19 protein-coding genes are annotated in these 23,078 nt (G+C 71.5%); 6 read left to right on the top strand and 13 right to left on the bottom strand.

The genetic code is table 11. The features are described 5' to 3' along the window. Positions 1-6: 6 nt before the first annotated feature. Both AB0J78_RS15345 and AB0J78_RS15340 read right to left on the bottom strand, forming a co-directional pair. A complete protein-coding gene (locus AB0J78_RS15345; protein ID WP_363789551.1) occupies positions 7-3,282 on the bottom strand; it encodes a UvrD-helicase domain-containing protein in 3,276 nt (1,091 codons plus the stop codon). Next, positions 3,279-6,467 (bottom strand): ATP-dependent DNA helicase, encoded by a 3,189-nt coding sequence (locus AB0J78_RS15340; RefSeq protein WP_363789549.1) that lies wholly within the window; start codon positions 6,465-6,467, stop codon positions 3,279-3,281. The genes AB0J78_RS15345 and AB0J78_RS15340 overlap by 4 nt, the downstream gene beginning before the upstream one ends. Before the next feature lie 231 nt (positions 6,468-6,698). Between AB0J78_RS15340 and AB0J78_RS15335 the strand changes: the two genes are divergently transcribed. Further along, positions 6,699-7,676, top strand: a complete 978-nt coding sequence (locus AB0J78_RS15335) for a chitinase (RefSeq protein ID WP_363789548.1) — start codon at positions 6,699-6,701, stop codon at positions 7,674-7,676. Positions 7,677-7,848: 172 nt separating this feature from the next. After that, on the top strand, positions 7,849-8,136 hold the full coding sequence (locus tag AB0J78_RS15330; RefSeq protein ID WP_363789547.1) for an MGMT family protein: 288 nt from the start codon (positions 7,849-7,851) through the stop codon (positions 8,134-8,136). A gap of 136 nt (positions 8,137-8,272) precedes the next feature. On the opposite strand, the gene AB0J78_RS15325 is transcribed toward AB0J78_RS15330, so the two are convergent. The 5 genes from AB0J78_RS15325 to AB0J78_RS15305 all read right to left on the bottom strand — a co-directional run bounded on the left by AB0J78_RS15325 (position 8,273) and on the right by AB0J78_RS15305 (position 13,619). Beyond that, complete coding sequence (locus AB0J78_RS15325) at positions 8,273-9,076, bottom strand: uroporphyrinogen-III synthase (RefSeq protein WP_363789546.1); 804 nt, start codon at positions 9,074-9,076, stop codon at positions 8,273-8,275. Between the two features lie 46 nt (positions 9,077-9,122). Beyond that, the gene (locus tag AB0J78_RS15320) at positions 9,123-9,920 is read right to left on the bottom strand and encodes a TIGR02569 family protein (RefSeq protein ID WP_363789545.1); all 798 of its coding nucleotides are present in this window, start codon (positions 9,918-9,920) and stop codon (positions 9,123-9,125) included. 177 nt (positions 9,921-10,097) lie between these two features. After that, positions 10,098-11,270 carry an adenylyltransferase/sulfurtransferase MoeZ gene (moeZ, locus tag AB0J78_RS15315; protein ID WP_363789544.1) on the bottom strand — a complete coding sequence of 391 codons (1,173 nt, stop codon included), beginning with the start codon at positions 11,268-11,270 and terminating at the stop codon, positions 10,098-10,100. A 177-nt stretch (positions 11,271-11,447) separates the two neighbouring features. Next, positions 11,448-12,491 carry a DUF3152 domain-containing protein gene (locus tag AB0J78_RS15310; RefSeq protein WP_363789543.1) on the bottom strand — a complete coding sequence of 348 codons (1,044 nt, stop codon included), beginning with the start codon at positions 12,489-12,491 and terminating at the stop codon, positions 11,448-11,450. 99 nt (positions 12,492-12,590) lie between these two features. Continuing rightward, positions 12,591-13,619, bottom strand: coding sequence for an alpha/beta fold hydrolase (locus AB0J78_RS15305; RefSeq protein WP_363789541.1), 1,029 nt, complete (start codon positions 13,617-13,619; stop codon positions 12,591-12,593). A 117-nt stretch (positions 13,620-13,736) separates the two neighbouring features. Between AB0J78_RS15305 and AB0J78_RS15300 the strand changes: the two genes are divergently transcribed. After that, complete coding sequence (locus AB0J78_RS15300) at positions 13,737-14,357, top strand: TetR/AcrR family transcriptional regulator (RefSeq protein WP_363789540.1); 621 nt, start codon at positions 13,737-13,739, stop codon at positions 14,355-14,357. Between the two features lie 166 nt (positions 14,358-14,523). Here the strand turns inward: AB0J78_RS15300 and AB0J78_RS15295 are convergent, their stop codons facing one another. Further along, positions 14,524-15,405, bottom strand: coding sequence for an alpha/beta hydrolase (locus AB0J78_RS15295; RefSeq protein ID WP_363789539.1), 882 nt, complete (start codon positions 15,403-15,405; stop codon positions 14,524-14,526). A gap of 53 nt (positions 15,406-15,458) precedes the next feature. Here AB0J78_RS15295 and AB0J78_RS15290 point away from each other — a divergent pair, with 53 nt between their 5' ends. Beyond that, complete coding sequence (locus AB0J78_RS15290; RefSeq protein ID WP_363789538.1) at positions 15,459-16,202, top strand: TetR/AcrR family transcriptional regulator; 744 nt, start codon at positions 15,459-15,461, stop codon at positions 16,200-16,202. 59 nt (positions 16,203-16,261) lie between these two features. Here the strand turns inward: AB0J78_RS15290 and AB0J78_RS15285 are convergent, their stop codons facing one another. Both AB0J78_RS15285 and AB0J78_RS15280 read right to left on the bottom strand, forming a co-directional pair. Then, the gene (locus AB0J78_RS15285; RefSeq protein WP_132672916.1) at positions 16,262-16,489 is read right to left on the bottom strand and encodes a DUF3107 domain-containing protein; all 228 of its coding nucleotides are present in this window, start codon (positions 16,487-16,489) and stop codon (positions 16,262-16,264) included. 151 nt (positions 16,490-16,640) lie between these two features. After that, positions 16,641-17,327, bottom strand: coding sequence for a ferritin-like fold-containing protein (locus tag AB0J78_RS15280; RefSeq protein WP_363789537.1), 687 nt, complete (start codon positions 17,325-17,327; stop codon positions 16,641-16,643). Positions 17,328-17,825: 498 nt separating this feature from the next. Between AB0J78_RS15280 and AB0J78_RS15275 the strand changes: the two genes are divergently transcribed. Further along, the gene (locus AB0J78_RS15275; RefSeq protein ID WP_363789750.1) at positions 17,826-19,400 is read left to right on the top strand and encodes a DEAD/DEAH box helicase; all 1,575 of its coding nucleotides are present in this window, start codon (positions 17,826-17,828) and stop codon (positions 19,398-19,400) included. A gap of 122 nt (positions 19,401-19,522) precedes the next feature. Next, positions 19,523-20,725: a hypothetical protein gene (locus AB0J78_RS15270; protein WP_363789536.1), complete on the top strand. Its 1,203-nt coding sequence runs from the start codon at positions 19,523-19,525 to the stop codon at positions 20,723-20,725. Positions 20,726-20,785: 60 nt separating this feature from the next. Here AB0J78_RS15270 and AB0J78_RS15265 read toward each other — a convergent pair whose 3' ends face one another. Genes AB0J78_RS15265 through AB0J78_RS15255 form a run of 3 tightly spaced genes read right to left on the bottom strand, consistent with a single transcriptional unit; the run spans position 20,786 to position 23,006 of the window. Then, positions 20,786-21,223, bottom strand: a complete 438-nt coding sequence (locus tag AB0J78_RS15265) for a hypothetical protein (protein WP_363789535.1) — start codon at positions 21,221-21,223, stop codon at positions 20,786-20,788. Positions 21,224-21,246: 23 nt separating this feature from the next. Further along, positions 21,247-22,098, bottom strand: coding sequence for a PD-(D/E)XK nuclease family protein (locus AB0J78_RS15260; protein ID WP_363789534.1), 852 nt, complete (start codon positions 22,096-22,098; stop codon positions 21,247-21,249). 35 nt (positions 22,099-22,133) lie between these two features. Then, a complete protein-coding gene (locus AB0J78_RS15255; protein WP_363789533.1) occupies positions 22,134-23,006 on the bottom strand; it encodes a PHP domain-containing protein in 873 nt (290 codons plus the stop codon). Positions 23,007-23,078: the final 72 nt, after the last annotated feature.

Below are 23,078 nucleotides of genomic sequence, written 5' to 3'. Positions count from 1 at the left end.
CCGAACTCAAGCTCCGCCACCCGAACGTGTACTCATTTCCGGGTTCTTCGGGACCGCGGTGATGAGCTCGCGAAGACCTTCCGAATCCCGGAGATCCGCAGGTCGCAGCGTGTAGTCGTGGCGGACGTAGTGGAAGGCGGCCCGGACCTTCTCCAGCGGGGTCTTCGACAGCTCCGCCCACGCCAACCGGTACGCGGCCAGCTGCACCGACAGCGACGGGATCTGGTCGCCGTTGGGCACTCCACCGGTCTTCCAGTCCACGACGGTCCAGCCGCCGTCGGGATCGGCGAAGACGGCGTCCATCCGGCCGCGCAGGACGATGCCCTCCACCTGCGTCTCGAACGGCACCTCGACGCGGTGCGGGGTCCTGTCGGCCCAGGAGCCTTCGAGGAACGCCTTCTGCAACTCGGCGAGGTCCTCGCGCAGCGGAGCCGAATCGTCGGCGGCACCGGGCAGTTCGTCGACGTCCAGCAGTGCCGAGGAGGTGAACCGGTGCTCCAGCCAGGCGTGGAACGCGGTTCCGCGGCGGGTCATCGGGTTCGGCGGGTACGGCAGCGGCCGCCGCAGCCTGCGGGCCAGCGCGTCGGTGTCACCGGCGAGCTCGACGAGCTGGCTGACCGACAGGTGATCGGGCAGCCGGACCTGCTCGCGTCGCTGCGCGGCGGCGGCCCGCTCCGCCAGCAGGACGTCGACGTCGCGCGCCCAGCCGTCGGGGTCCTCGTCCACCTCGATCGAATCCGCGGCGGACAGGGCCGCGCGGACCAGCTCCGCGCCTTCGGCGACGGCTTCGCGACGCGGCCCCAGCGGATCCACCGGCCACTCGGCGGAGCGGACCTCGTCAGCCAGCGGGTTCTCGGCGTCCTCGTCGGGAGTCGGGCACCACTCGTCGATGACGCCGACGCGGTCGCCGTGCACGACCTCGGCGGTCTCGGTGAGGAAGTCCGACGGGCCCTTGGGCCGGTCGCCGTTCTCGCCCCACCAGTGCCCCGACAGCAGCAGCGTGCGCTCCGAGCGGGTCACCGCGACGTAGAACAGGCGGCGCTCCTCGGCCAGCCGCCGCGCTTCGAACTCCTCGTCGTGGATGCCCAGCGCCTCGCTGAGCTCCTTGCGGTCCAGTCCGTTCAGCCGGTCCACGTCGAGCTTGGGCAGGTCGGGTGCGTCACCGCGCAGCTCTGCGGGCAGCGAGGTCACCGATCGCAGCCACGACGAGGACTTGCGCTTGCCGGGGAAGACGTCGTTGACCAGGTGCGGAACGGCCACGACCTGCCACTCCAGGCCCTTGGCCGCGTGCACGGTGAGGATCTGCACGCGATCGTCGGCGACCTCGACCTCACCGGGTTCCAGACCGTCCTCGGCGCGCTCGGCGGCGGCGAAGTAGTCCAGCAGCGACGGCAGCGTCGCCGACGGGCTGGCCGTGGCGAACGAGGTGACCACGTCGGCGAAGGCGTCGAGGTGGATGCGGCCTACACCGCCCGGCCGGGCCAGGCTCTCGATGTCCAGCAGCAGCGTGCGCTCGGCGTCGGCGACCAGCTCGGGAAGCGGCTGGTCCAGGCGGCGTCGCAGGGCGGCCAGCTCGCCGCCGAGCCTGCGGATGCGGTCGTAGCCCTGCTCGGAGTAGCGCTCCGGCCTGCCGGGGTCGTCGAGGGCGTCCGCCAGGCCCGCCTGCTCGGCGTTCTCACCGGGCAGCGCGGCGTGGACCACCGCCGAGGCGTCGTCCGACTCGGGTTCGCCGAAGAACTGCGTGCCGAGCTCCCGCGCCCGCTCCCACAGCGCCGCCAGGTCGGCGGCGCCGATCCGCCAGCGCGAACCGGTCAGCAGCCGGGCCGCGGCCGTGCCTGCGAGCGGGTCGACGAGCAGCCGGAGCGCGCTGACCAGGTCGCGCACCTCCGGCTCGTCCAGCAGCCCGCCGAGGCCGACGACCTCCACCGGAAGACCGCGTTCCCGCAGCGCGACCGCGATGTCGGCCATGTCGGCGCGGCGGCGCACCAGCACGGCGGCGGTCGGCGGGCGGCCCGTCTCGTCGATCGAGGCCTGCCACTGGGCGTGGATCCGGTCGGCCACCCACTCGCGCTCGGCGCGGACGTGCTCGGCCAGCAGCACCCGGATGTCGCCGTCCTCGGCGCCTTCGCGAGCGCGGAGCTCGTCGACCTCCAGGCCGACCCTGCGCAGCGGTTCGGACACCGCGTTGGCGATCCGCAGCACCTCTTCGGGATTGCGGAAGCTGGTCAGCAGTCCGTAGCGGTGCGCGGGAGCCGGGTGGTCGGCCTCGGTGCGCGGGAAGTCGTTGGTGAACCGGGGCAGGTTCGCCGCGCTCGCACCGCGCCAGCCGTAGATCGCCTGCGCCGGGTCGCCCACCGACGTCACCGGCAGCGACGCCGAATCACCGCCGAACAGCGAGCGCAGCAGCACGCGCTGGGCGTGTCCGGTGTCCTGGTACTCGTCGAGCAGCACGGCGCCGTAGCGGGCCCGTTCGCCCTCGACGACCTCGGGGTGGCCCGCGGCGAGGTTGGCCGCCAGCGACATCTGGTCGGCGAAGTCCATCGCGCCTTCGCGGCGCTTGCGCTGCGCGTACTCCTCGACCAGCGGCAGCATCGCGGTCCGGAGCCGTTGCGCGGCGACGACTTTCACCAGGTCCTGCGGCAGGTTGGCGCGCTGGCCCTTGGCCCGGGGCGCGTTCTCCACCGCCTCGCAGAGCTTCTCCGCGTGCACCCGCAGTTCGTCCGGGCTCACGAGGTGCTCGGCGAGCTCACCGGCCAGCGCCAGTAGGTAGCTGGTGACCGTGGTCGGCACCTTGTCGGTGTCGAGGTCTTCGGTCCAGCTCGCCACCACGCGGTGCGCGAGCTGCCAGGAGGCGGTCGCGGTGAGCAGCCGCGCGCCCGGCTCCACCGGCACGCGCAGCCCGTGCTCGCCGACGATGCGCCCGGCGTAGGCGTGGTAGGTCAGCACGGTCGGTTCTTCGGTGAGCACCGCCGACCGCAACTGCCCGCTCGGGTCGACCTCGTCGAGCAGGCCCGACCCGGCGAGCCTGCGCAGCCGGGCGCGGACCCGGTCGGCGAGCTGCCGGGCAGCCTTGCGGGTGAACGTCAGACCCAGCACGCGCTCGGGCGTGACCAGCTGGTTGGCGACCAGCCACACCACGCGGGCGGCCATGGTCTCGGTCTTGCCCGCCCCGGCACCGGCCACCACCAGCGCCGGTTCGGGTGGTGCGGCGATGACCTCGGCCTGTTCGGGCGTGGGCTGGTGCAAGCCCAGCGCCTGGGCGATCCGCTGTGGACTGATCACTGCGAAACCTGCCTACCTGCGGGGTGAACCGGGCAGCTGGTGCGCGCCGGGCAGCGCGGGCAGTCGGTGTTCTCGCTGGCCACGTAGGCCGGTCCGAGGCTGGCCTCGGCGGCGCTGTGCACGACGTCGAGCCACACCTTGATCTTCTCCTGGTCGAGCGGTTCCTGCGCGCGTTCGGTCGCCGAGCCCTTGCGGTCGGACTTGGCGACGTAGAGCAGCCGGGCTCCCCCGGGCTCCTGCTCGTCGCCGAAGGCACCGAGGGCGGCGGCGAGCTGGTAGACGGCCAGCTGCGGGTGCTCTTCGGCATCACCCTTGCTGACCGGCGCTTTCGCCGTCTTGACGTCGACGACGACCGGCCGTCCCGAGGAATCGGATTCGAGCCGGTCGACCCGGCCGCGCAGCCGCAGCCAGGGTCCGCCTTCGCGGCCCTGCACGGTGACGTCGAGGTCGCGTTCCACGCCGACCTGGGTGAGTTCGGCGCGGGACTGCACCAGCCAGACGACGAAGGCGTTGAGCATCCCCTCGACGCGCTTGCGCTCCTTGCGGGAGAACCACGGCGCTCCGGCATCGATGGTCTGCCACGCCTCGTCGAGGGCCTGGTGCAGTTGGGCGGTGTCGGCGCCGTCGGCGGCGGCCTGCACCAGCGCGTGCACGAGAGTCCCCGTGACGGCGGCGAGTTCGGCCGTGTCCTGGCCGCCGTTGCGCTCGACCAGCCAGCGCAGCGGGCACTTCGCGAGGATGTCCACTGTGGAGGGCGAGACCTTGACCGGGTCGTCGCCGGTGATCAGCGGCGCGTCGGTGGACGGTGCGGGCAGGCCGTACCAGGCGTCGGGGTCCGCGCCGGGCACGCCGTCGGCGGCGAGCCGGGCGAGCTGCCCCGCCGCGCGGCGCCTGCGCTCCTCCGGCTCCTCGGAGTCGCAGACCACCCGGCGCAGCTCACCGACCAGGTCGGCCAGCGTGAGACCGCGCTCCGGGCGGGCGATCGGGCGTTCCGCCGAATCCGGATCGCTCTCCACGCCGTCGAGCTCGTCGAGGAACCGCGAAGGCTGCTCGTCCTCGCCGCGCACCGCGCTGACCAGCAGGCTGCGCCGGGCACGGCTCGCGGCGACCAGCAGCAGCCGGCGCTCCTCGGCCAGCAGCGGGGCCGTCGCCGACACCCGTTCCGCGGTCATCCCCGACAGCACGTCCACCAGGTGCTCCACGCCCAGCAGCGATCCGCGGAGCCGCAGGTCGGGCCAGCTGCCCTCCTGCACGCCCGGGACCGCCACCACGTCCCACTCCTGGCCGGTCGCGGCGTGCGCGGTGAGGATCTGGACCGCGTTGTCGCGCGGCGCGGTCGGCGCCAGCGAGGACCCGGCGATCTGCTGGTCGGTGAGGTAGTCGGCGAACCCGGCCGCGTCGTTGCCGGGTGACCGGTCGACGAACTGGGCCGCCGCGTCGAACAGCGCCACGATCGCGTCCAGGTCGCGGTCGGCCTGCGCGCCGGTGACGCCGTGGCGCTCGGACTGGGCGACCCAGCGCTTCTCCAGCCCGCTGGCCTTCCACACCCGCCACAGGGTTTCCTCGACGCTCTGCCCCTTGTCCGCCGACTCCTGCGCGGTGCGCAGCAGAGCCGCGACGCGGCGGGCGGGTTCGGCGGCCGAGTCCTCCAGCGCGGCCAGCCGGTCGCCGTCGCGCAGCACCTCGACCAGCAGCTCACCGCTGGGACGACTGCCGCCCGACGCCGACTCCAGGCGCAGCAGACCTCGCCGCAACCGGCGCAGCGCCAGCGGGTCGGCGCCGCCGAGCTGCGAGGACAGCAGCACCGCAGCAGCGTCGGCGTCGAGCTCGTGCGGGCGGACCGCGCACCGCAGCAGCGTCAGCAGTGGACGGACCGCGGCGCGGTGGGGCAGTGGCACGTCGTCCACCGGCAGCGCGATCGGCACCCCGGCGGCCAGCAGCGCGCGCCGCAGCACCGGCAGCGACCGGCCCGTCGAGCGCACCACCACACCCATCCGCGACCAGGGGATCTCGTCGAGCAGGTGCGCGCGGCGGAGCTGGTCGGCGACCCACGCCGCTTCCTGCGCCTCGGTCGCCAGCAACCGCACCTGCACCGAACCGCTCGCCGTCTCGTCCTGCTCGGACTCCGGTTCGGGTTCGACCAGGCGGCGCTGCGGCCCGTGGCCGGGCAGCCGGGAGGCCAAGCGCTGCACCGCTTCTCGCACCGACTTCGACATGCGGTGATCGACCGTGAGCACGGTGGTGTCGGTGCCGCCGGGATCGGCGTCGAGCAGGCAGCGCGGGTCGGCGCCGCGGAAGGTGTAGACGGACTGGTCCGGGTCACCGGCCAGGATGAACTCGGTGGCGGTGTCGCCGAGCGTGCGGATCAGCCGGTACTGCTGCGGGTCCAGGTGCTGCGCGTCGTCGACCAGCACGTACCGGACCCGGTCCTGCTCGGCCATGAGCAGCCCGGAGTCGGTGGCGAAGGCCAGGCGCGCAGAGCCGACGAGCTCGGCGGCGTCCAGGGCCGGGGCCTGCGATCCCCCGGCGCCGCGCAGCAGCGTGACCTGCTCGTACTGGCGGCCGAACCGTCCCGCGGCAACCCATTCGGGGCGTCCGTGCTCGCGGCCGAGGGCGATCAGCCGGTCCGGGTCGACGCCGCGTTCGGCCGCGCGCAGCAGCAGGTCCCGCAGCTCCTCGGCGAAGCCCGGGACGGTCAGGGCGGGTTGCAGGGGCTCCGGCCAGTCGGGGGCGCCCTGCTCGACGTCACCTTCCAGCAGTTCGCGGACCAGGGCGTCCTGGTCGGGGCCGTTGAGCAGCTGCGGCGGCGGGAGCTCGTCGCGCACCGCCTGCAGCCGCAGGACGGCGAAGGCGTAGGAGTGCACGGTGCGCACGAGCGGTTCCGGGGCGGTGCGCACGTCCTCGCCGGATCCGGTGAGCAACCGGGTGATCTCGGTGCGCATCCACGACGCCGCGCGGCGGCTGGAGGTGAGCACGAGGACGTTCTCCGGTGACACTCCCCGGTTTCGGATCCGGTCGGCCGCGATCTCGGCGATCAGCGTCGACTTCCCCGTGCCCGGACCTCCCAGCACGCGCAGGAATCCGAAGGAGTGCTCCAGCGCGCGGCGACCCGCTACGTCCCAGGTCGTGGCGCGGCGCGCGGTCTCGGCGCGGCGCACGAGCACGGGCGAAGTCGCGGGAGGCACGCACCGAATGGAACCACGCCGAGGCGACAAGATCGGTTCCGGGCACGCCGGAATGTGCCCGAGTTCTCCGGGATTTCCAACTGTGAATGCTGGGATCGTGCTCCGACGTTTGGTGGTGCAAACCAATTTTGCGGTCTGGCAGATTTCCTCCCATCGCGGGCCTCCCCCGCCCGTGACCTGCGAATTCGCGCAGCCCCGATCGCGCGACGCAACCCCGAAGAAGGAGGAAGCGTGAGCAAGATCCGCACGAGCCTGCTCGCCGGCGCCGCCGTTCTCGGCACGTTGGCCATCGGCGCGGCCCCGGCGCTCAGCGCCGAAGAGCCCAGCGCCGCCACCAGCCCGGTCGCCGCCTCGCCGTACCTGTACAACGGCTGGGGCAGCCCGCCCGCTCCCGCCGACGTCATGAACGCGACCGGCATCAAGGACTTCACCCTCGCCTTCATCAACTCCGACGGCGGCTGCAACCCCGCTTGGGACGGTCAGCGCCCCCTCGACGGCCAGGACAAGGCCACCATCGACGCGATCCGCGGCGCCGGCGGCGACGTGATCCCGTCCATCGGCGGCTACTCCGGCACCAAGCTCGGCGAGGTGTGCGGCGACGCCCAGCAGCTGGCCGCGGCCTACCAGAAGCTGATCGACGCCTACGGCCTCAAGGCCATCGACGTCGACATCGAGGCCACCGAGTTCGAGGGCCAGGCCTCCCGCGACAAGGTCGTCGAGGCGCTGAAGATCGTCAAGGAGGCCAACCCCGGCCTGCTGACCGTGGTCACCTTCCCGACCACCACCACCGGACCGAACGAGAACGGCAAGGCGATGTTCGCCAAGGCCGCCGAGATCGGCGCGAACATCGACGTGTGGACGCAGATGCCGTTCGACTTCAACGGCTCCGACATGGCCGCGGACACCATCTCCGCGACCGAGGGCCTCAAGGAAGCGCTGAAGGCCGCCTTCGGCTACGACGACGCCGACGCCTACGCGCACTCCGGCATCTCGTCGATGAACGGCAAGACCGACGTCGAGGGCGAGCTCGTCGACCAGGCCGCGTTCCAGAAGATGGCGGACTACGCCAAGGAGAAGGGCCTCGGCCGCTTCACCTTCTGGTCGGTCAACCGCGACCGCCCGTGCAGCGGCGGTGCCGTGGACTCCTGCAGCGGCATCGACCAGCAGGACTGGGACTTCTCCAAGATCGTCGCCGGTTTCCAGGGCTGACGCTCGGTCCCCTCAACAACGGCCCGCCCCGTCCACCCGGGGGCGGGCCGTTTTCCCATGGGCGGTTTTGGTCCGGATTGACCGGCAAGAGCGACATCGATCATGGGCGGTTCGGACCACAACCGTCCGCGAGGCGATCGGGAGCGCTCAGCCGTGCGGTAGTTTCCGGTGTGTGGATGAGGAGACGTTCGAACGGGTCCGGGCCGTGGTCGCGTCGATCCCCCCTGGCCGGGTGCTCTCCTACGGCGACGTCGCCGAGCTCGCCGGACTCCGGTCCGCGCGGCTCGTCGGGCGGATCATGTCCGAGGACACCGCCGACCTGCCCTGGCACCGCGTGCTGCGCTCCAACGGCACCGTCGCCGACCACATCCGCCACCGGCAGCTCGAACTCCTCCGCGCCGAAGGCGTCCTCGCCAGGGACGGCCGCGTCAACATGAGCCAACACCGCTGGAAGCACTGACCCACCTCACCCGAAGTGCGACACCCCCACGTGTCTGCCGAGGTCAGGGCCGCTTCGCGGGGTGGTGATTCGAATTTCGCGCGAAATTCGAATGCGGAAGTTCCGGTTCGAATTTCGCGCGAAATTCGAATCGGCGTCAGGCATCCCGGCTGGGCAGCTGCTCGGTGATGAGGCGGACCAGGGCCGCCGTGCGGGCTCGGTCCGGGATCGCGTGGGGCAGACCGGCTTTGACGATGGGCGCCGCGGTGACCGGGCCGACGCAGGCGATGAGGACGTTGTCGCGCAGCGCCTTTCGGAGCGCCTCACCCCGGTCGGTGCGTTCGGCGCGGGCCAGGAAGTTCGTCGCGGCAGGAGCGCTGGTGAACGGCAGTGCGTCCACCTCTCCCGCGATGACCGCGTCGATGAGGCGGTCCAGCGGCTCCAGCTCGACCGGGTCGGTCCATCGGTAGACCGTGACCGGGACGACCTCGGCGCCGGCTTCGGAGAGCGCGCGGCGGAATTCGAGCATCGGGTCGCCGTGGACCTGCAGCACGATCCGCTTGCCCGCCACGCCCTGCTCCAGCAGGTAGGCGAGGATCTCGGCGGACTCCTCCGTCGGCGAGGTCCACTCCTCGCGCAGCCCGGCCCCGCGCACCGCGCCCTTGGCCTTCGCGCCCCGCGCCACCACCCGGGCATCGCCGAGATGCGCCGTCAGCGCATCGCCCGAAGCCTCGAACCAGCCCCGGAAACCCATGCCGGTGATCGCCACGACGAAGTCCACCGGAGCCGAGAGCACCCGCTCGGTGGCGACGGCGAGCTCGCCGTCCTCCGGCAGCGGAACCGTGTGCATCGCGGCGCCGAACAGCACGCGAGCACCTCGGCGGGCCAGCAAGTTGCCGATCTCCTCGGCCTTGCGCTCCGCCGTGATCCCGACCGTGAAACCGCTCAGAACGTCCTGCACGCGCCCATCGTCACACAACCACCCGCGTGAACCGAGGCGAAGCGCGTCACAGGACTTCGAGCACGACCTTCGAGGCCCGCTCCAAGCCCGTGAGCGTCTTCGCAGATGAGCGCGGGTGCAGCGCGTGCACCGCGAGCCGGAACAGCAGGGCGCGCAGCAACGCCTGCGGCCAGTCGGTCAGGTGCGACCAGCGCTCGACGATCGCCGGGTCGGCTCCCCCCCAGGCCAGCGAGTCCACGACCACCACGGCCGCAGCCCACTCGGCGGGCCGCCAGTAGGCGTTGAAGTCGATCACCCCGGGCGAGGCGTCGCCGGCGAAGAGCACGTTGCCGAACAGATCACCGTGCACGACCTGCGCCTGCAGCTGCACCGGGCGCCGCGAACCGGCCAGCACGTCGTAGAGCCTGCCGCCCTTCTCCTGCGGCAGCGCGTAGTCCTCCTCGCCCCACGCCATCCGGTCGGACAGCGCGTAGATGTCCTGGCGCAGCTGCAGGAAACGCGGACGGGACAGGTACCTGCTGGCCGCGTGCAGCCGCAGCGACATGGCCACGACCTCGTCGTGCCGCGGCTCGGGACGGCCCATGACGTCGCGGCTGGCGGACCAGCCCGACACCACCCAGCGGCCGTCGGTCGAGCGGACCGGGCGCGAGACCCGGACGTCGTCGGGTTCCAGCACGTCGAGGGTCTGCGCGACCCACGCGGCTTCGGCGGTGTTGGCGGCCGGCTTGAGCACGATCTCGCCGCAACGCCACGCGACCGCGCCCTCCAGCGCCTCGGGCTCTTCGACACGCGCCCCGAACGCCGCGCACACGTGCGGCGGTGGCGGCTCCGGCGTAGCACTCACGCGGCAGACGCTACCTCGAAGATCGCGGATTCGGCAGCAGGCGCTCCGCATGGAACGGTTCTCGTGGTTGCTTTGCTCGGCGGTGCCGGTGGCAGAACCCGGCTCCGCCACGCCCCTGCACGAACAGCGGTGCACCGGATCTTCGAGAACCGGTGCACCGCTTCGGCGTGACTTCGATCAGTAGGTCGGCAGGCTCTTGTCGACCTGGTTGGCCCAGCCCAGCACACCGCCACCGACGTGGACGGCGTCGGCGAAGCCGGCCTTGTGCAGCGCCGCCAGCGCCTCGGCGGAACGGCCGCCGGACTTGCAGTGCAGGACGATCTTGCGGTCCTGCGGCAGCTCGGACAGCGCCTCACCGGAGAGGATGCGGTCCTTGGGGATCAGCGTCGAGCCGTCGATCTTGACGATCTCGTACTCGTGCGGCTCCCGGACGTCGATCAGCTCGAACTTCTCGCCCCGATCGAACATGTCCTTGAGCTCCTGCGGCGTGATGGTGCTGTTCGCCGCCGCCTGCTGCGCGTCGTCGGAGACCACGCCGCAGAACGCCTCGTAGTCGATCAGCTCGTTGATCGGGTCGGCGTTCGGGTCCTTGCGGATCTTGACGGTGCGGTAGCTCATCTCCAGCGCGTCGTAGATCATCAGCCGGCCCAGCAGCGTCTCACCGATGCCGGTGATCAGCTTGATGGCCTCGTTGACCATGATCGAACCGATGGAGGCGCACAGCACGCCCAGCACGCCGCCCTCGGCGCACGACGGCACCATGCCGGGCGGCGGCGGCTCGGGGTAGAGGTCGCGGTACTGCGGCCCGTGCTCGGCCCAGAACACGCTGGCCTGGCCCTCGAACCGGAAGATCGAACCCCACACGTACGGCTTGCCCAGCAGCACGGCGGCGTCGTTGACCAGGTACCGGGTGGCGAAGTTGTCCGTGCCGTCCAGGATCAGGTCGTAGTCCCGGAAGATGTCCAGGGCGTTGTCCGAGGTCAGGTGCGTCTGGTGCAGGTTGACCTGGACGTAGGGGTTGACCTCGGCGATGGAGTCCTTCGCCGACTCGGCCTTCGGGCGGCCCAGGTCGGACTGCCCGTGGATGACCTGGCGGTGCAGGTTCGACTCATCGACCTCGTCGAACTCGACGATGCCGAGCGTGCCGACCCCGGCCGCGGCCAGGTACAGAAGCGCCGGGCTACCGAGCCCGCCGGCGCCGACCACCAGGACCTTGGCGTTCTTCAGCCGCTTCTGCCCGTCCATCCCGACGTCCGGGATGATCAGGTGGCGGCTGTAGCGCGCGACCTCTTCCTTGGTCAGCTCCGACGCCGGCTCGACCAGCGGCGGTAGCGACGTTGCGCCGGACATTCCCAGCTCCTCCTCTGGTGGCGGCACCGCTCGCTGCGAGAGCGGCCGGTGCCTCAAAGCGTCCACGTGTTGACGTGCAGGCAACACGGAATCTGCAACGCAAGCCTGAACGATCCGATTCCCCAACCCAAACTACTCCCAGCATCCGGGACGGCGACCGCTCGCGGGAGGCCGTGCCTAGAAGCCGGGCGCGACCGGGAACGGCCAGGCGTTCGGGCGGCAGACGAAACCGTTCGCGTCGATCGTCGTGCCCTGGTCGGCGACCTGGTTGAGGTCGTGCAGCTCGTTGTTGGCGACGCTGAAGGTCTGCTGCATCATCACCGGCGCCAGCGCGCCCTGACCCGGGCAGCCGACGTGCTTGTTGGCGAAGACGTGGCCGACCTCATGGTTGATGGCGTAGCGGCGGTAGTTGCCGATGTCACCTTCGAACGACACCGCGCCGCGAACCCACCGGGCCACGTTGAGGTAGACCATGTCGCCCTTACGGCACGAGCTGTCGTAGGGCACGCCGGCGGTGTAGTCGCAGGCCTCGCGGGCCGTCTGCTGGCTGACCAGGATCACCCGGAAGTCCGGGCGCGGACCGCTGGAGTCGACCCGCTGCAGCGAGATGCCACCGGCCTCCGGGTTCGTCCAGCTGCGCGGGTCCGACAGGGTCGTCTGCACCAGGTTGCCGAACTCGGCGTTGGGATCGGGGAGCTGCACGCCGACCTCCAGCTCCACGCTGTAGCGGTAGAGCTGCCCGGAGCCCACGACCGGTGACGTGCCGGGCAGCACCTGGAAGGTGCGGGCACCGGTCTCCGGGATCGGGCCGCCGGGAGGCAGGTCGGCGGAGAACATGTTGACCGGGTAGGTCTGGCTCGGCGGTGCCTCGCGGACGATCGGCTCGCCCGGCCCCTGCTCGGCGATCGGCGGCGGACCGGTCAGCGCGGCGTTGACGTCGCCCGGGCGCACGGTCTGCAGCACCGCGAGCGCGGTGATGACCACCAGCAGCGGCAGCGCGTAGACCCGCCAGCCGTAGCGGCCCAGGGCGCTCTTGCGGTGCCTGGCTCGGTAGTGGCCCTTGGTCGGCTCGGGCGTCCAGGAGGCGGCCAGCGGCTCGTCCCTGGGTGCTTCACCGCGCCGCCGCGTCCGGTCCGCGAGACCACGCGACTCGCGCGCGGAACGGTCCGCCGGATGGCGGTCTTCCACGGAGTCGTTGGAGGGCTGCGGCGGGCGGTTCACCCCAATAGCGTGCCACAGCCCGACCAGCCAACTCCGTCACACCGACCACTAGGGGTGAGCGCCCCCGAAAAGATCACCCTTGTTGCGTAAGAGCGGGTTTCACCAGGTGTCGGACAGCGCGAGTCCCAAGATCGCGCGGGCCACCATCGCAGGACGCTCCAACTGGGCGACGTGACCGGTGCGCGGCAGCACGAGCAGCCGTCCTCGCGGGAGCAGCGTCGCCGTGCGTGGTGCCTTGCGCACTGAAACCACCCGATCGTTGTCACCCCAAATCACCAGGGCGGGGGCGTCGACGCGGGGCAGCAACCGCCACAGCGAGCGCGCGGGCGGCGAGACCCAGGAGCGCATCAGCTCCACGGTCGTGCGGGCCAGCGCGGCGGTGGCCCACGGCAGGCTCGCGCGCTCGGCGAACTCCTCCGCCGCCTCGTCCAGGCGGTGCGGCGGGATGCGGTCCGGCTCGGCGAAGCACACCCGGACCAGCTGCTCGGCCCGCTCCCTCGGGGTGACCTCCGCGAGCCTGCGGCGAGTGGGCGGGCCGATCAGCGGCAGCAGCGCCAGGGCCAGCCGCGGATCGGAGATCCGGCTCGGGCTCGGCCGCAGGTCCGGCATCGCCGGGGAGATCACCGTCAGCGTGCTGACCAGGTCCGGGCGGCGCACGGCGACCTCGATGGCCACGGCCGCGCCGAAGGAGTTGCCGGTCAGGTGCACCGCACCGGCACCGAGCTCGGTCAGCAGCCGGATGATCAGGTCGGCGTTCTCCTGCCGCGTGTAGCCGAAGCCGGCCGGGGGCTGCGAGCGGCCGAAACCGGGCAAGTCCACCGCGACGCTGCGCAGGTGACCGGACATCTGGGCCGACAGGTCGGTCCAGTTCGTCGAGGACCCGGCGAGCCCGTGCAGGTGAACGGCGGTCTCGGCGCCGGGCGGCCCCTCCGTCTCGCGGAGGTGCAACCAGGCCGAACCGGACCCGTCGGCCGCGGGCAGGTCGACCTTGCGGCCCTCCGGCGGACGCAGGTGGGGATCCAGCGCGGGGAGGCCGTCGACCAGCGGCACCCGCGTCAGGGCGTCGCGATCCAGCCGGTTCCGCCTCGCAGGCCGGTGCAGGTTCACGTCGGTCGCACGCGTCGTCATCGGTACAGGATGCAGTCCCAACCGGACGGATTGCGGTAAGCGCCTTTACTGGCGAGTAGAGTCGGGGAAGTTTGGGGGCTGCATGGCCACCGATCGCGGCGGAAGGAAGAGGCGAGGATGACCGGGACCGCGCAGCCGAACAAGGGAATCCGGTTGCCGCGCGACGCGCGCCGGGCGCAGCTGCTCGAAGCTGCCCAGTACGTGTTCGTGCACAACGGTTACCACGCTGCGGCGATGGACGACATCGCCGAGCGCGCGGGAGTGAGCAAACCGGTCCTCTACCAGCACTTCCCCGGCAAGCTGGAGCTGTACCTGGCGCTGCTGGAGACCCACGGCAACGAGCTCGTCCGCCGGGTCCGCACGGCCATCGAATCGACCGCCGACAACAAGCTGCGGGTGCGCGCAACCATCGGCGTGTTCTACGAGTTCGTCGCCAGCGAGGACCAGGCGTTCCGGCTCGTGTTCGAATCCGACCTGCGCGGTGAGCCCGCCGTGGAGAAGGCCGTCGAGAAGTCGCTCTCCGGCTGCATCGACGCGATCACCGAGGCCGTCACCACCGACGCCGGGCTGGACGCCGCCCGAGCCCGCCTCCTCGCGGTGGGACTCGTGGGCCTCGCCCAGGTCACCGCCCGGGACTGGCTCGACGAGCAGCAGAAGATCCCCCGCGAGGAGGCCGTCAACCTGATGTCCACCCTCGCCTGGAAGGGCCTGGCGGGCTTCCCGCTCCAGACCCCCTGACCCGACGCGAATCCGCACTTCACGCGAACAAAACCCGCACTCGGGCTCGTCCGCGCAGGTCAGAGCAGTTCTCGAGGTGGGATTCGAACTTCGCGCGAAATCTGAGTCCGAACTTTCCCACTCGAATTTCGCGCGAAATTCGAATCCACTCCCTGGTCGGGTGACGTCAGAGCAGCGTGGCCAGGCGCGCGGTGAGTTCCTCCGTGCGCTCCAGCGGGAGCATGTGACCCGCTCCCGGGTAGAGGTAGAGCTCGGCGCTCGGCAGGGTCTCGGCGATCTTCTCCGCGTGGTCCCGCGGGGTGAGCCGGTCCGAGAGGCCCGCGAAGATCAGGGTCGGGATGCCCTCGAGCTTGGCCACGGCCTCGGCGCGCTCGTGCGCGGCGAGCGACTCGCGATAGCCGGCCATGTTCACCGGGTGGCACCCGGCCAGCCAGGACGCCGTGGCCGCCACGTCGTCGGACTGGGGCCGCTTGCCGAACAGCAGCCACCGGACACCTGGGCGCAGCCAGCCCGAGGCAGGGCTGACCCGCTGCCCCTTGGCACCCGCCAGGTAGCGGCGCAGCGCCCGCTCACCGGCGTTGAAGACGTCCGCACCGGGCTTGGGCAGGCCGAAGCTGGGCTCGGCGAGGTTGCCCGAGGAGGTCGCCACGAGCGCGACCCCGCGCACGCGGTCGAACACTTGCGGGTGCTGCTCGGCGAGCGCCATGATCGTCATGCCGCCCATCGAGTGCCCGGCGAGCACGAGCTCGCCCTCGGGCACGCGGTCGGCGATGAGCTCGGCGAGGTCGTCCGCGCAACGGCGGATGGTGGCGTCACCGGGTTCGGCCGGGCGGCTGCCGCCGTGGCCGCGCAGGTCGTAGCGCAGGGTGCGCACGTTGCGTCCGGCCGCAGCGGGCAGTCCGGCGGCGACGCGGTCCCAGGTGTGCTTGCTCAGCGTCCAGCCGTGCACGAACACCACGGTGACCGGGGCGTCAGCGGGGCCCTCGTCGATCAGCCGCAGCCGGGCGCCGTCGCTGGTGGTGAACTCGGCGGGAGTAACCGTCTGCAATTCCGCTCCATCAAGATTGCGTGTTACCGGCGGTAACAGTAACCTCAGGTAGCGTGAGTCACAGTGCCCGGCATGTCAAGGCTGTCCGAAACGACGAGCACAAGGGCGACGCCCGCAAGGAGCGGTGGCGCGAGCACCGGCTAGCCCGGCGCGCCGAACTCGTCCAAGCGGCCGTTCGCGCGATCGGCGAGCACGGCGCGGAAGTCGGCATGGACGACATCGCCGCCGAGGCCGGCGTCAGCAAACCCGTGCTCTACCGGCACTTCAGCGACAAGAGCGACCTCTACGTCGCCGTCGGCGAGTGGGGCACCGACCTGCTGATGCAGCGGCTCCGGCCGCTGTTCAAGGTCAACGGCTCCGCCAACGAGCTCATCCGGCGGCTGCTCGACGCCTACCTGGGCCTCATCGAGGAGTACCCGGACCTCTACCGGTTCGTCGTGCAGCGCAACTTCACCGACCGGCCCGTCGCCACCGACCCGGTGTCCAACGAGAAGACCGTCATCGCCAACTCGCTGGCCAGGCTGCTCGGCCGCTACATGCGCGCGCTGGGGCTGGACTCCGGCGGCGTCGAGGTGTGGAGCCACGGCCTGGTCGGTCTCGTGCAGGCCAGCGGCGACTGGTGGCTGGACCGGCAGACGATGAGCCGCGAAGACCTCACCACCTACCTGGCGCAGGTCATCTGGTCGGGCATCGACGGCGTGCTGCGCTCGGCCGGGCTGGTCCTCGACCCGGACGAGAACCTCGACCTGCTCGACGAGACCTACCTGGAGGCCGTCCCCGACGAAGAGCTCGGCTGAAACGCGTCGAGGGGCAGCCCGGAAACCCGGGACGCCCCTCGACCAGCTCGAATCGGGTGTCAGCCGACCCCGAAGCCCACGCGCGGCACGTCCGCCGGTCCGATCTCGATGTAGGCGATCTTGGTCGACGGGATGATGATGCGCCGTCCCTTGCTGTCGTCCAGCGCCAGCACGCTCGCCTCGTTCTTCAGCGCGTCGGAGACCAGCGATTCGATCTCCTGCGGGGACTGCCCGCTGTCGACCGTCAGCTCGCGCGGACTGTCCACGACGCCGATCTTGACCTCCACGCCGAACCTCCGTTGGGCACTAGAAACGATGTGACTGCGCAAGGCTATCCCAGCCACCCCGCAGGGCACCGGATCTGCCCATTCGCTAAGAGCGAATCGGATCTCCGCGGCCGTCACCTCGCCGGTGCGGGGTAGCGGCGGCAGCGGCTGATCAGCCCAGGCCCAGCCGTCCCATGCGCTTGGTGTGGTTGCTCTGCAGGCGGCGGAACATCGCACCGATGCCGGTGAGGTCCCCCGAGCCGGTGATGATCAGCTCGGCCAGCGCGTCGCGCTCGGCGACCACGAACTGGGCCTGGGTGATCGCCTCGCCCAGCAGGCGGCGCCCCCACAGCGTCAGCTTGTCGCGCAGCGAGCGGTCGTCGGCGCAGGCCGCTTGGACCTCGCGCTCGGCGAACGCGGAGTGGCCGGTGTCGGCGAGCACCGTCAGCACCAGCTCGCGCGTGTCGGCCTCCAGCCACTCGGCGACCTCGCGGTAGAAGTCCGCGGCCAGGCCGTCACCGACGTAGGCCTTGACCAGCGACTCCAGCCACGAGTGCGGCGCCGTGGAGGAGTTGAACGCTTCGAAGGGCTGGGCGAAGGGCTGCATCGCCTCGTCCACCGCGACCCCGCGCGCGGCCAGCGCCTGCTCCAGCATCCGGTAGTGGCCGATCTCGGCCGCCGCCATGCTCGACAGCGCCGCTCGGCCGGTCAGCGTCGGCGCGGTGCGCGCGTCCTCGGCCAGGCGGTCGAACGCCGAGAGCTCGCCGTAGGCCAGCGCCGCGAGCAGGTCAACGACGCCTTCCTGGTAACGTTCGTCACTTTCACCCGGCATCGTGGCCCGCTGGTCAGCCTCGTTCATGGCTGCGAGCGTAACCGTCGGCACGCCCGAGTTATACGCGCCACGTCAGTTTTGGCTGAAGAACAGGTATCCTCGGCCTCGGAGGAGCAATCGGCGTCCAGACGACGCGGTCGAACACCGTGGGGTCGGCTCCCCGAAACGTCACGGTCCGGGCGACGGGCGCCCGAGCGAGACGGCCCCGGACATGTCGGCGCGACGCGGCTCGAGCGAACGGCTCGACGGCCTTGGCGCGCATGCGATGCCGATGAGACAACGAACCAGCCAGCGGGGTATTCGCCGCTGTAGCGAAACGAAGGCGCGCACCATTACGTCGGTGACCACGAGCACTCCGAGCAGCCGCGGAACAGCGGCCGCCGTGTGCCGGGAGGACGTCGCCACGGGATCGGCCCGAACCGGGAGGAACGCGCGCAGGTACCGAGAGAGGCGATCATTCTGACGTTCACGAACACCCAGGCCCCTAGTGGCCTAGAAGATCAGACCGGGGGCGGCGCCCCCGACATCTCCAACAGTCCCGCGGACGAGGCGACCGAAGAGCACCTCCCGCCGACGTTCGCCGAACTCGACGTCCACCCGGACATCGTCAAGGCGCTCAACGACGGCGGCATCGAGCGGACCTTCGCGATCCAGGAGCTGACGCTCCCGCTGGCCATGCGCGGCGAAGACCTCATCGGCCAGGCCCGCACCGGAACCGGCAAGACCCTGGGCTTCGGCGTTCCGCTGCTGCACCGCGTGGGCGGTGCCGGCGACGGCACCCCGCAGGCCCTGATCGTGGTCCCGACCCGCGAGCTGTGCCTGCAGGTCACCCGCGACCTGACCGACGCGAGCAAGCACCTGGGCGTGCGGACCCTCGCCGTCTACGGAGGCCGCCCGTACGAGGAGCAGATCTCCGCGCTGCGCAACGGCGTCGACGTGGTCATCGGCACCCCGGGCCGCCTGCTGGACCTGGCCGAGCAGCGCCACCTGGTGCTGGGCAAGGTCTCCACGCTCGTGCTCGACGAGGCCGACGAGATGCTCGACCTGGGCTTCCTGCCCGACATCGAGCGGATCCTGCGGATGGTGCCCGAGCAGCGGCAGACCATGCTGTTCTCGGCGACCATGCCCGGACCGATCCTCACCCTGGCCCGCACCTTCATGACCCGCCCGACGCACATCCGCGCCGAGCAGGCCGACGAGGGCGCGGTGCACGAGCGCACCCGGCAGTTCATCTACCGCGCGCACTCGATGGACAAGTCCGAGCTGATCGCCAAGGCCCTGCAGGCCGAGGACCGCGGTCTCGCGATGGTCTTCAGCCGCACCAAGCGGCAGGCGCAGAAGCTGGCCGACGAGCTCACCGAGCGCGGCTTCGCCGCCGGTGCCGTGCACGGCGACCTGGGCCAGGGAGCCCGGGAGAAGGCGCTGCGCGCGTTCCGCTCCGGCAAGGTCGACATCCTCGTCGCCACCGACGTCGCGGCTCGCGGCATCGACGTGGCCGGCGTGACGCACGTGATCAACCTGCAGTGCCCGGACGACGAGAAGACCTACGTCCACCGCATCGGCCGCACCGGCCGCGCGGGTCGCGAGGGCGTGGCGATCACGCTGGTCGACTGGGACGAGGAACCGCGCTGGAAGATGATCAGCGACACCCTCGGCCTGGGCAAGCCGGAGCCGGTGGAGACCTACTCCACCTCGGCGCACCTGTTCACCGACCTGAGCATCCCGACCGACGTCACCGGGCGGCTGCCGCTGGCCAAGCGCACGCGCGCCGGGCTGGACGCCGAGTCGGAGGGCGAGTCGGGCGAGGCCAAGCGCCCGCGCCGCAACCGTCGCCGCACCCGCGGCGGCAAGTCCGAGGGCGGTGGCGAGCCGACCAGCGGTGCCCGGCAGGACTCCGACGCCGAGACCCGCCCGACCCGGCGCCGCAACCGCCGTCGCACCCGCAGCGGTGACGACGTGAACGCCGAGGTCGGCGCGCAGCAGTCGGAGGCCCCGGCCGCCGCCGAGTCCGGCTCGACCGACGCGGGCGACCGTCCGCGCCGCCGTCGTCGCCGCCGTCGTGGCGGCGAGGGCTCCGCGGAGTCCACCGACAACGCCTGACCTGCGAACACCCGGAAATCTCGACCTCCACAGGGGGTCGAGATTTCTTCGTGTCAGGGCCCTTCTCCGAGCGCGGGTAAGCTCCGGGCCGGGAGCCCGTCGATGACTTTGGGGGAGTTGGTTTGGTCCGGCCGGAGCGGCGCACCAGGGGTGACCTGGTCGCGGTCGCGGTGATCGTGGTGGCCGTGCTCATCGGTTCGGGCGTGCTGTGGTTCAACAGCGACGCCCGGGCGACGATCTCGGAGACCGCGGCCGAACCGCTGCCCAAACCACCCGTGCCGACGTCGGTTCCGGGCGCCCTGCACGAGAGCTGGCGGGCGCCGAGCGCGGCGACCCCGGTGCCGGTGATCGCAGCACCGGCCGTGGTCACCGGCAACGGCAACGAGGTCCTCGGCCACGACCCGCTGACCGGCAGGGTCGCCTGGCGCTACGCGCGTGACATCCCGCTGTGCACGATCGGCACCGAGTGGGACCGGGCCGTCGCGGTCTTCGCCAAGTCGCAGAACTGCAGCGAGGTGACCTCGCTGCGGGGACCGACCGGTGAGCGCGGCCCGCAGCGCAACACCGACGCCGAGTTCGGCACCCGGCTGCTCGGCGACGGCACCTACCTGACCGCCACCGGCCGCCGCTCCTTCGAGACCTGGCGCTCCGACCTGGTGCGCACCCAGCAGTACGGCATCCCGCCGCAGCTGAAGAACCCGAAGAACAACATCGAGCGCCCGGAGTGCACCTACTCCTCGATCGCGGTCGGGCACGAGCGCGCGAGCGCCATCGAGAACTGCCCCGGCGAGACGGGCCGGGTCACCGCGATCAAGACGCATCCCGAGGACGACGAGAAGCCCGAGGAGATCTTCAGCGTCTCCCTCGGCAGTCGGGACGCCGCGGTCGTGGCGGTGACCGAGGAGCGCGTCGCCGTGGTCATGCGCGACGACCCGCAGCTGGTGCTGTTCGACAACACCGGCCGCGTGGTCGCCACCCACCCGGTCCGCACCGGCCCCCTCGCGGGCGACGACAACGTGCGGGTCGAGAGCACCGCGATCGGCCGCCGCATCTACTGGCACACCGGGGCGGACACGATCGCGCTGGACCCGAAGACCCTCGACCCGCTGTGGACCGTCCCGGACACGCTGGGAGCGGGGACCTCGTTGGCGAACCGGCTGGTGATGCCGGTGCAGGGCGGCATGGCCGTCCTCGACCCGGTGACCGGTGCCCGCGAGCGCGTCATCCCCGTCGACCGCGGCGGCTACACCGGCCCGGTCCGGCTCAACTCGGTCGGACCGGTCGTGCTGGAACAGCGCGGCGACACCCTGATCGCGCTGCGCTGACCGCGAAAAAGGGCCTCCCGCGCGGAAGGCCCTTCGGAGTGGGTGGCGGTGCTCAGACCGTCACCACCACCAGAACCAGAGCGATCCCAGCACCACGACCAGCACGCCGACCACGGCCAGACCGCCGTTGCGGTCGCGGTGGCGGTCGGCGTAGGTCTGCAGCGCGACGGCGACGAGACCCGCGACGACCTGCGAGATCACCGCGCCGACACCCGGCCCCTGCTGCCCGTGCGAGGTGGCCCAGAACTGGACGCCGATCAGCACCAGCGCCAGCACCAGGGACCCCGTCGCCAGCGCCCCGGTGAAGCTGCGCAGGGTGGTGCCCGCGGTGCTCACCCGGCGGGACCGGGCGAGTTCGCGGCGGTGCGGGCGGGTGTGCCGGGCCTCAGGAGCCGCGCGGCGCGGACGAGGCGGGGGCGGCATCCGGCGCGCACCGTCGCCGGGCGGCATGTGCCGCGTGCGGGGCGGTGTGCGGCGTTGCGGGGCTGGTGCGTGCATCGGCCCGTCCTCCGGTCGAAAGCTCATCCGTCCCCCAGCAGCGACCAGGGTCGCAGATCCGGTGCGGCCTGCTGTCCCTCGGTGCAGTGTGCCCGGAAATCGCACCAGGAGCAGTGCGGTCCGGTCCTGACCGGGAACGCCGTCTCCGCAACGGTGCTGGAGCCCGGGGACGCGGATTCCAGTGCGTCGGTTGCCTCTTGGAGCTCACCCGCCAGCCGTTCGGCGCGTTCCCGGAGTCCGTCGAGGGACTCGGCGGTGTGATCCCAGGCAGCGACCGTACCGGTCGGCAGGTGATGCAGCTCAACCCGGTTGCACGGCCGACGCAGGGTTTTGCGCACCGCGAGCGCGTACAAGCCCAGTGCCAGCGAGTTCTTCGCGTCGTCGACCCGCAGCCCGTGCCTGCCGGTCTTGTAGTCGACGACCACGAGCTCGCCGTCCCGCTCGTCGACGCGGTCCACCCTGCCCTCGGCGATGATCTCGCCGACCGGCGCCGACACCCAGCGCTCGATGGCAACCGGGGTGAAGTCGGCCGGCAGTTCCGCCACGTAGTCGTGGACCCAGCGCTGCGCCCGTCGCCGGTGCTCGGCAGCCTGGTCGGCGTCGGCGAACCCGTCGGACTTCCAGTGCCGGTGCACCAGCACCTCCGCCCGCTGCGGGGTGCGCTTCTCCGGACGCAGCTCGAAGTACGCCTTCAGCGCGTTGTGCACGACAGCGCCGAGCGTGGCGTTGGCCCACGCCCCTCCGCGCTTCGGCGCGGGTCTGTCGAGGTAGGTCATGCGGTACCGGCGAGGGCATCCCGCCCACGTCGACAGGCGGGCTGGGGTGACCCGCACGAGTTTCCCGGGAATGCCTTCCAGGCCGAGCTGCTGCTGCACGCCGACAACACTACGCAGAACGGCCGACCGGCAGGTCAGCTGATGACCTTGCTCCCGGTGCAGCGGGCGATGATTCGCTCCAACGAGTCGGGGGCCGTGGTCTCCTGGCCGATCCGGATCGTCTTGTTGGTGCCGTGGTAGTCGCTGCTGCCGGTGGGAATCAGGTCCAGCTCGGCGGCCAGCTCGCGCAGCTTCGCCCTGGTGGGCTCGTCGTGGTCGGGGTGGTCGACCTCGACCCCGGCGAGCCCGTGATCGGCCAGTTCGGCGACGACCTCGGCGTTGACCACGGGTCCCCGCTTGTGGGCGAAGGGGTGCGCCAGCACGGTCGCGCCGCCCGCTTCGGAGATCATGTCGATGGCGCGGTGCACGGGTGTGTCGGTGCGCGGCAGGTAGTAGCTGCCGCTGCTGCTGAGGTACTTCGCGAAGGCTTCGTCGACGCTGGCGACCGTCCCGGCCGCGACCAGCGCGCGCGCCAGGTGCGGGCGTCCGCCCGGGGAGTCCGGCGGCAGCCCGGCCATGATCGCCTCGGGGTCGATCGGGAAGCCGTCGGAGGCCATCTGGTGCGCCATCTGGTGCAGCCGCTCGCGGCGCTCGACGCGCAGTCGCGACTGCTCCTGCATGAGCGCGGGAGACGAGGGGTTGAACAGGTAGGCCAGCAGGTGGACCGTGACCCTGCCGCCACGACCGTCGGGGCTGGAGCAGGACAGCTCCGCACCCGGGACCAACCGGAACGTTCCGGGACGACCGAGTTCGCGCACGGCGCGTTCGGCTTCCGCCCAACCGGCGGTCGTGTCGTGGTCGGTGATCGCGACCGCGTCCAGCCCGGCGGCGACCGCGGTCGCCACCAGCTCCGCCGGTGTGTCGGTCCCGTCTGACTCGGTGGAATGCGCGTGCAGGTCGATGAGCACACCTCAGTGTGAACCATGACCGGCCGCGACGAGGACTCGCGCCGGTGATCCCGAACACGCCGGGACCACCGG

Source organism: Saccharopolyspora sp. NPDC049426 (assembly GCF_040676935.1).
In the GTDB taxonomy this organism is placed as follows: Bacteria; Actinomycetota; Actinomycetes; order Mycobacteriales; family Pseudonocardiaceae; genus Saccharopolyspora.
Note: the sequence above shows the minus strand (reverse complement) of the source record. Positions and strands in the feature narration are given on the sequence as shown.

What these genes read in the sequence shown, in the direction of transcription:
- moeZ (WP_363789544.1), bottom strand. Translation starts at nt 11,270, where the DNA reads ATGTCCGGCGCAACGTCGCTACCGCCGCTGGTCGAGCCGGCGTCGGAG.
- AB0J78_RS15265 (WP_363789535.1), bottom strand. Translation starts at nt 21,223, where the DNA reads ATGCACGCACCAGCCCCGCAACGCCGCACACCGCCCCGCACGCGGCAC.
- AB0J78_RS15280 (WP_363789537.1), bottom strand. Translation starts at nt 17,327, where the DNA reads ATGAACGAGGCTGACCAGCGGGCCACGATGCCGGGTGAAAGTGACGAA.
- AB0J78_RS15300 (WP_363789540.1), top strand. Translation starts at nt 13,737, where the DNA reads ATGACCGGGACCGCGCAGCCGAACAAGGGAATCCGGTTGCCGCGCGAC.
- AB0J78_RS15305 (WP_363789541.1), bottom strand. Translation starts at nt 13,619, where the DNA reads ATGACGACGCGTGCGACCGACGTGAACCTGCACCGGCCTGCGAGGCGG.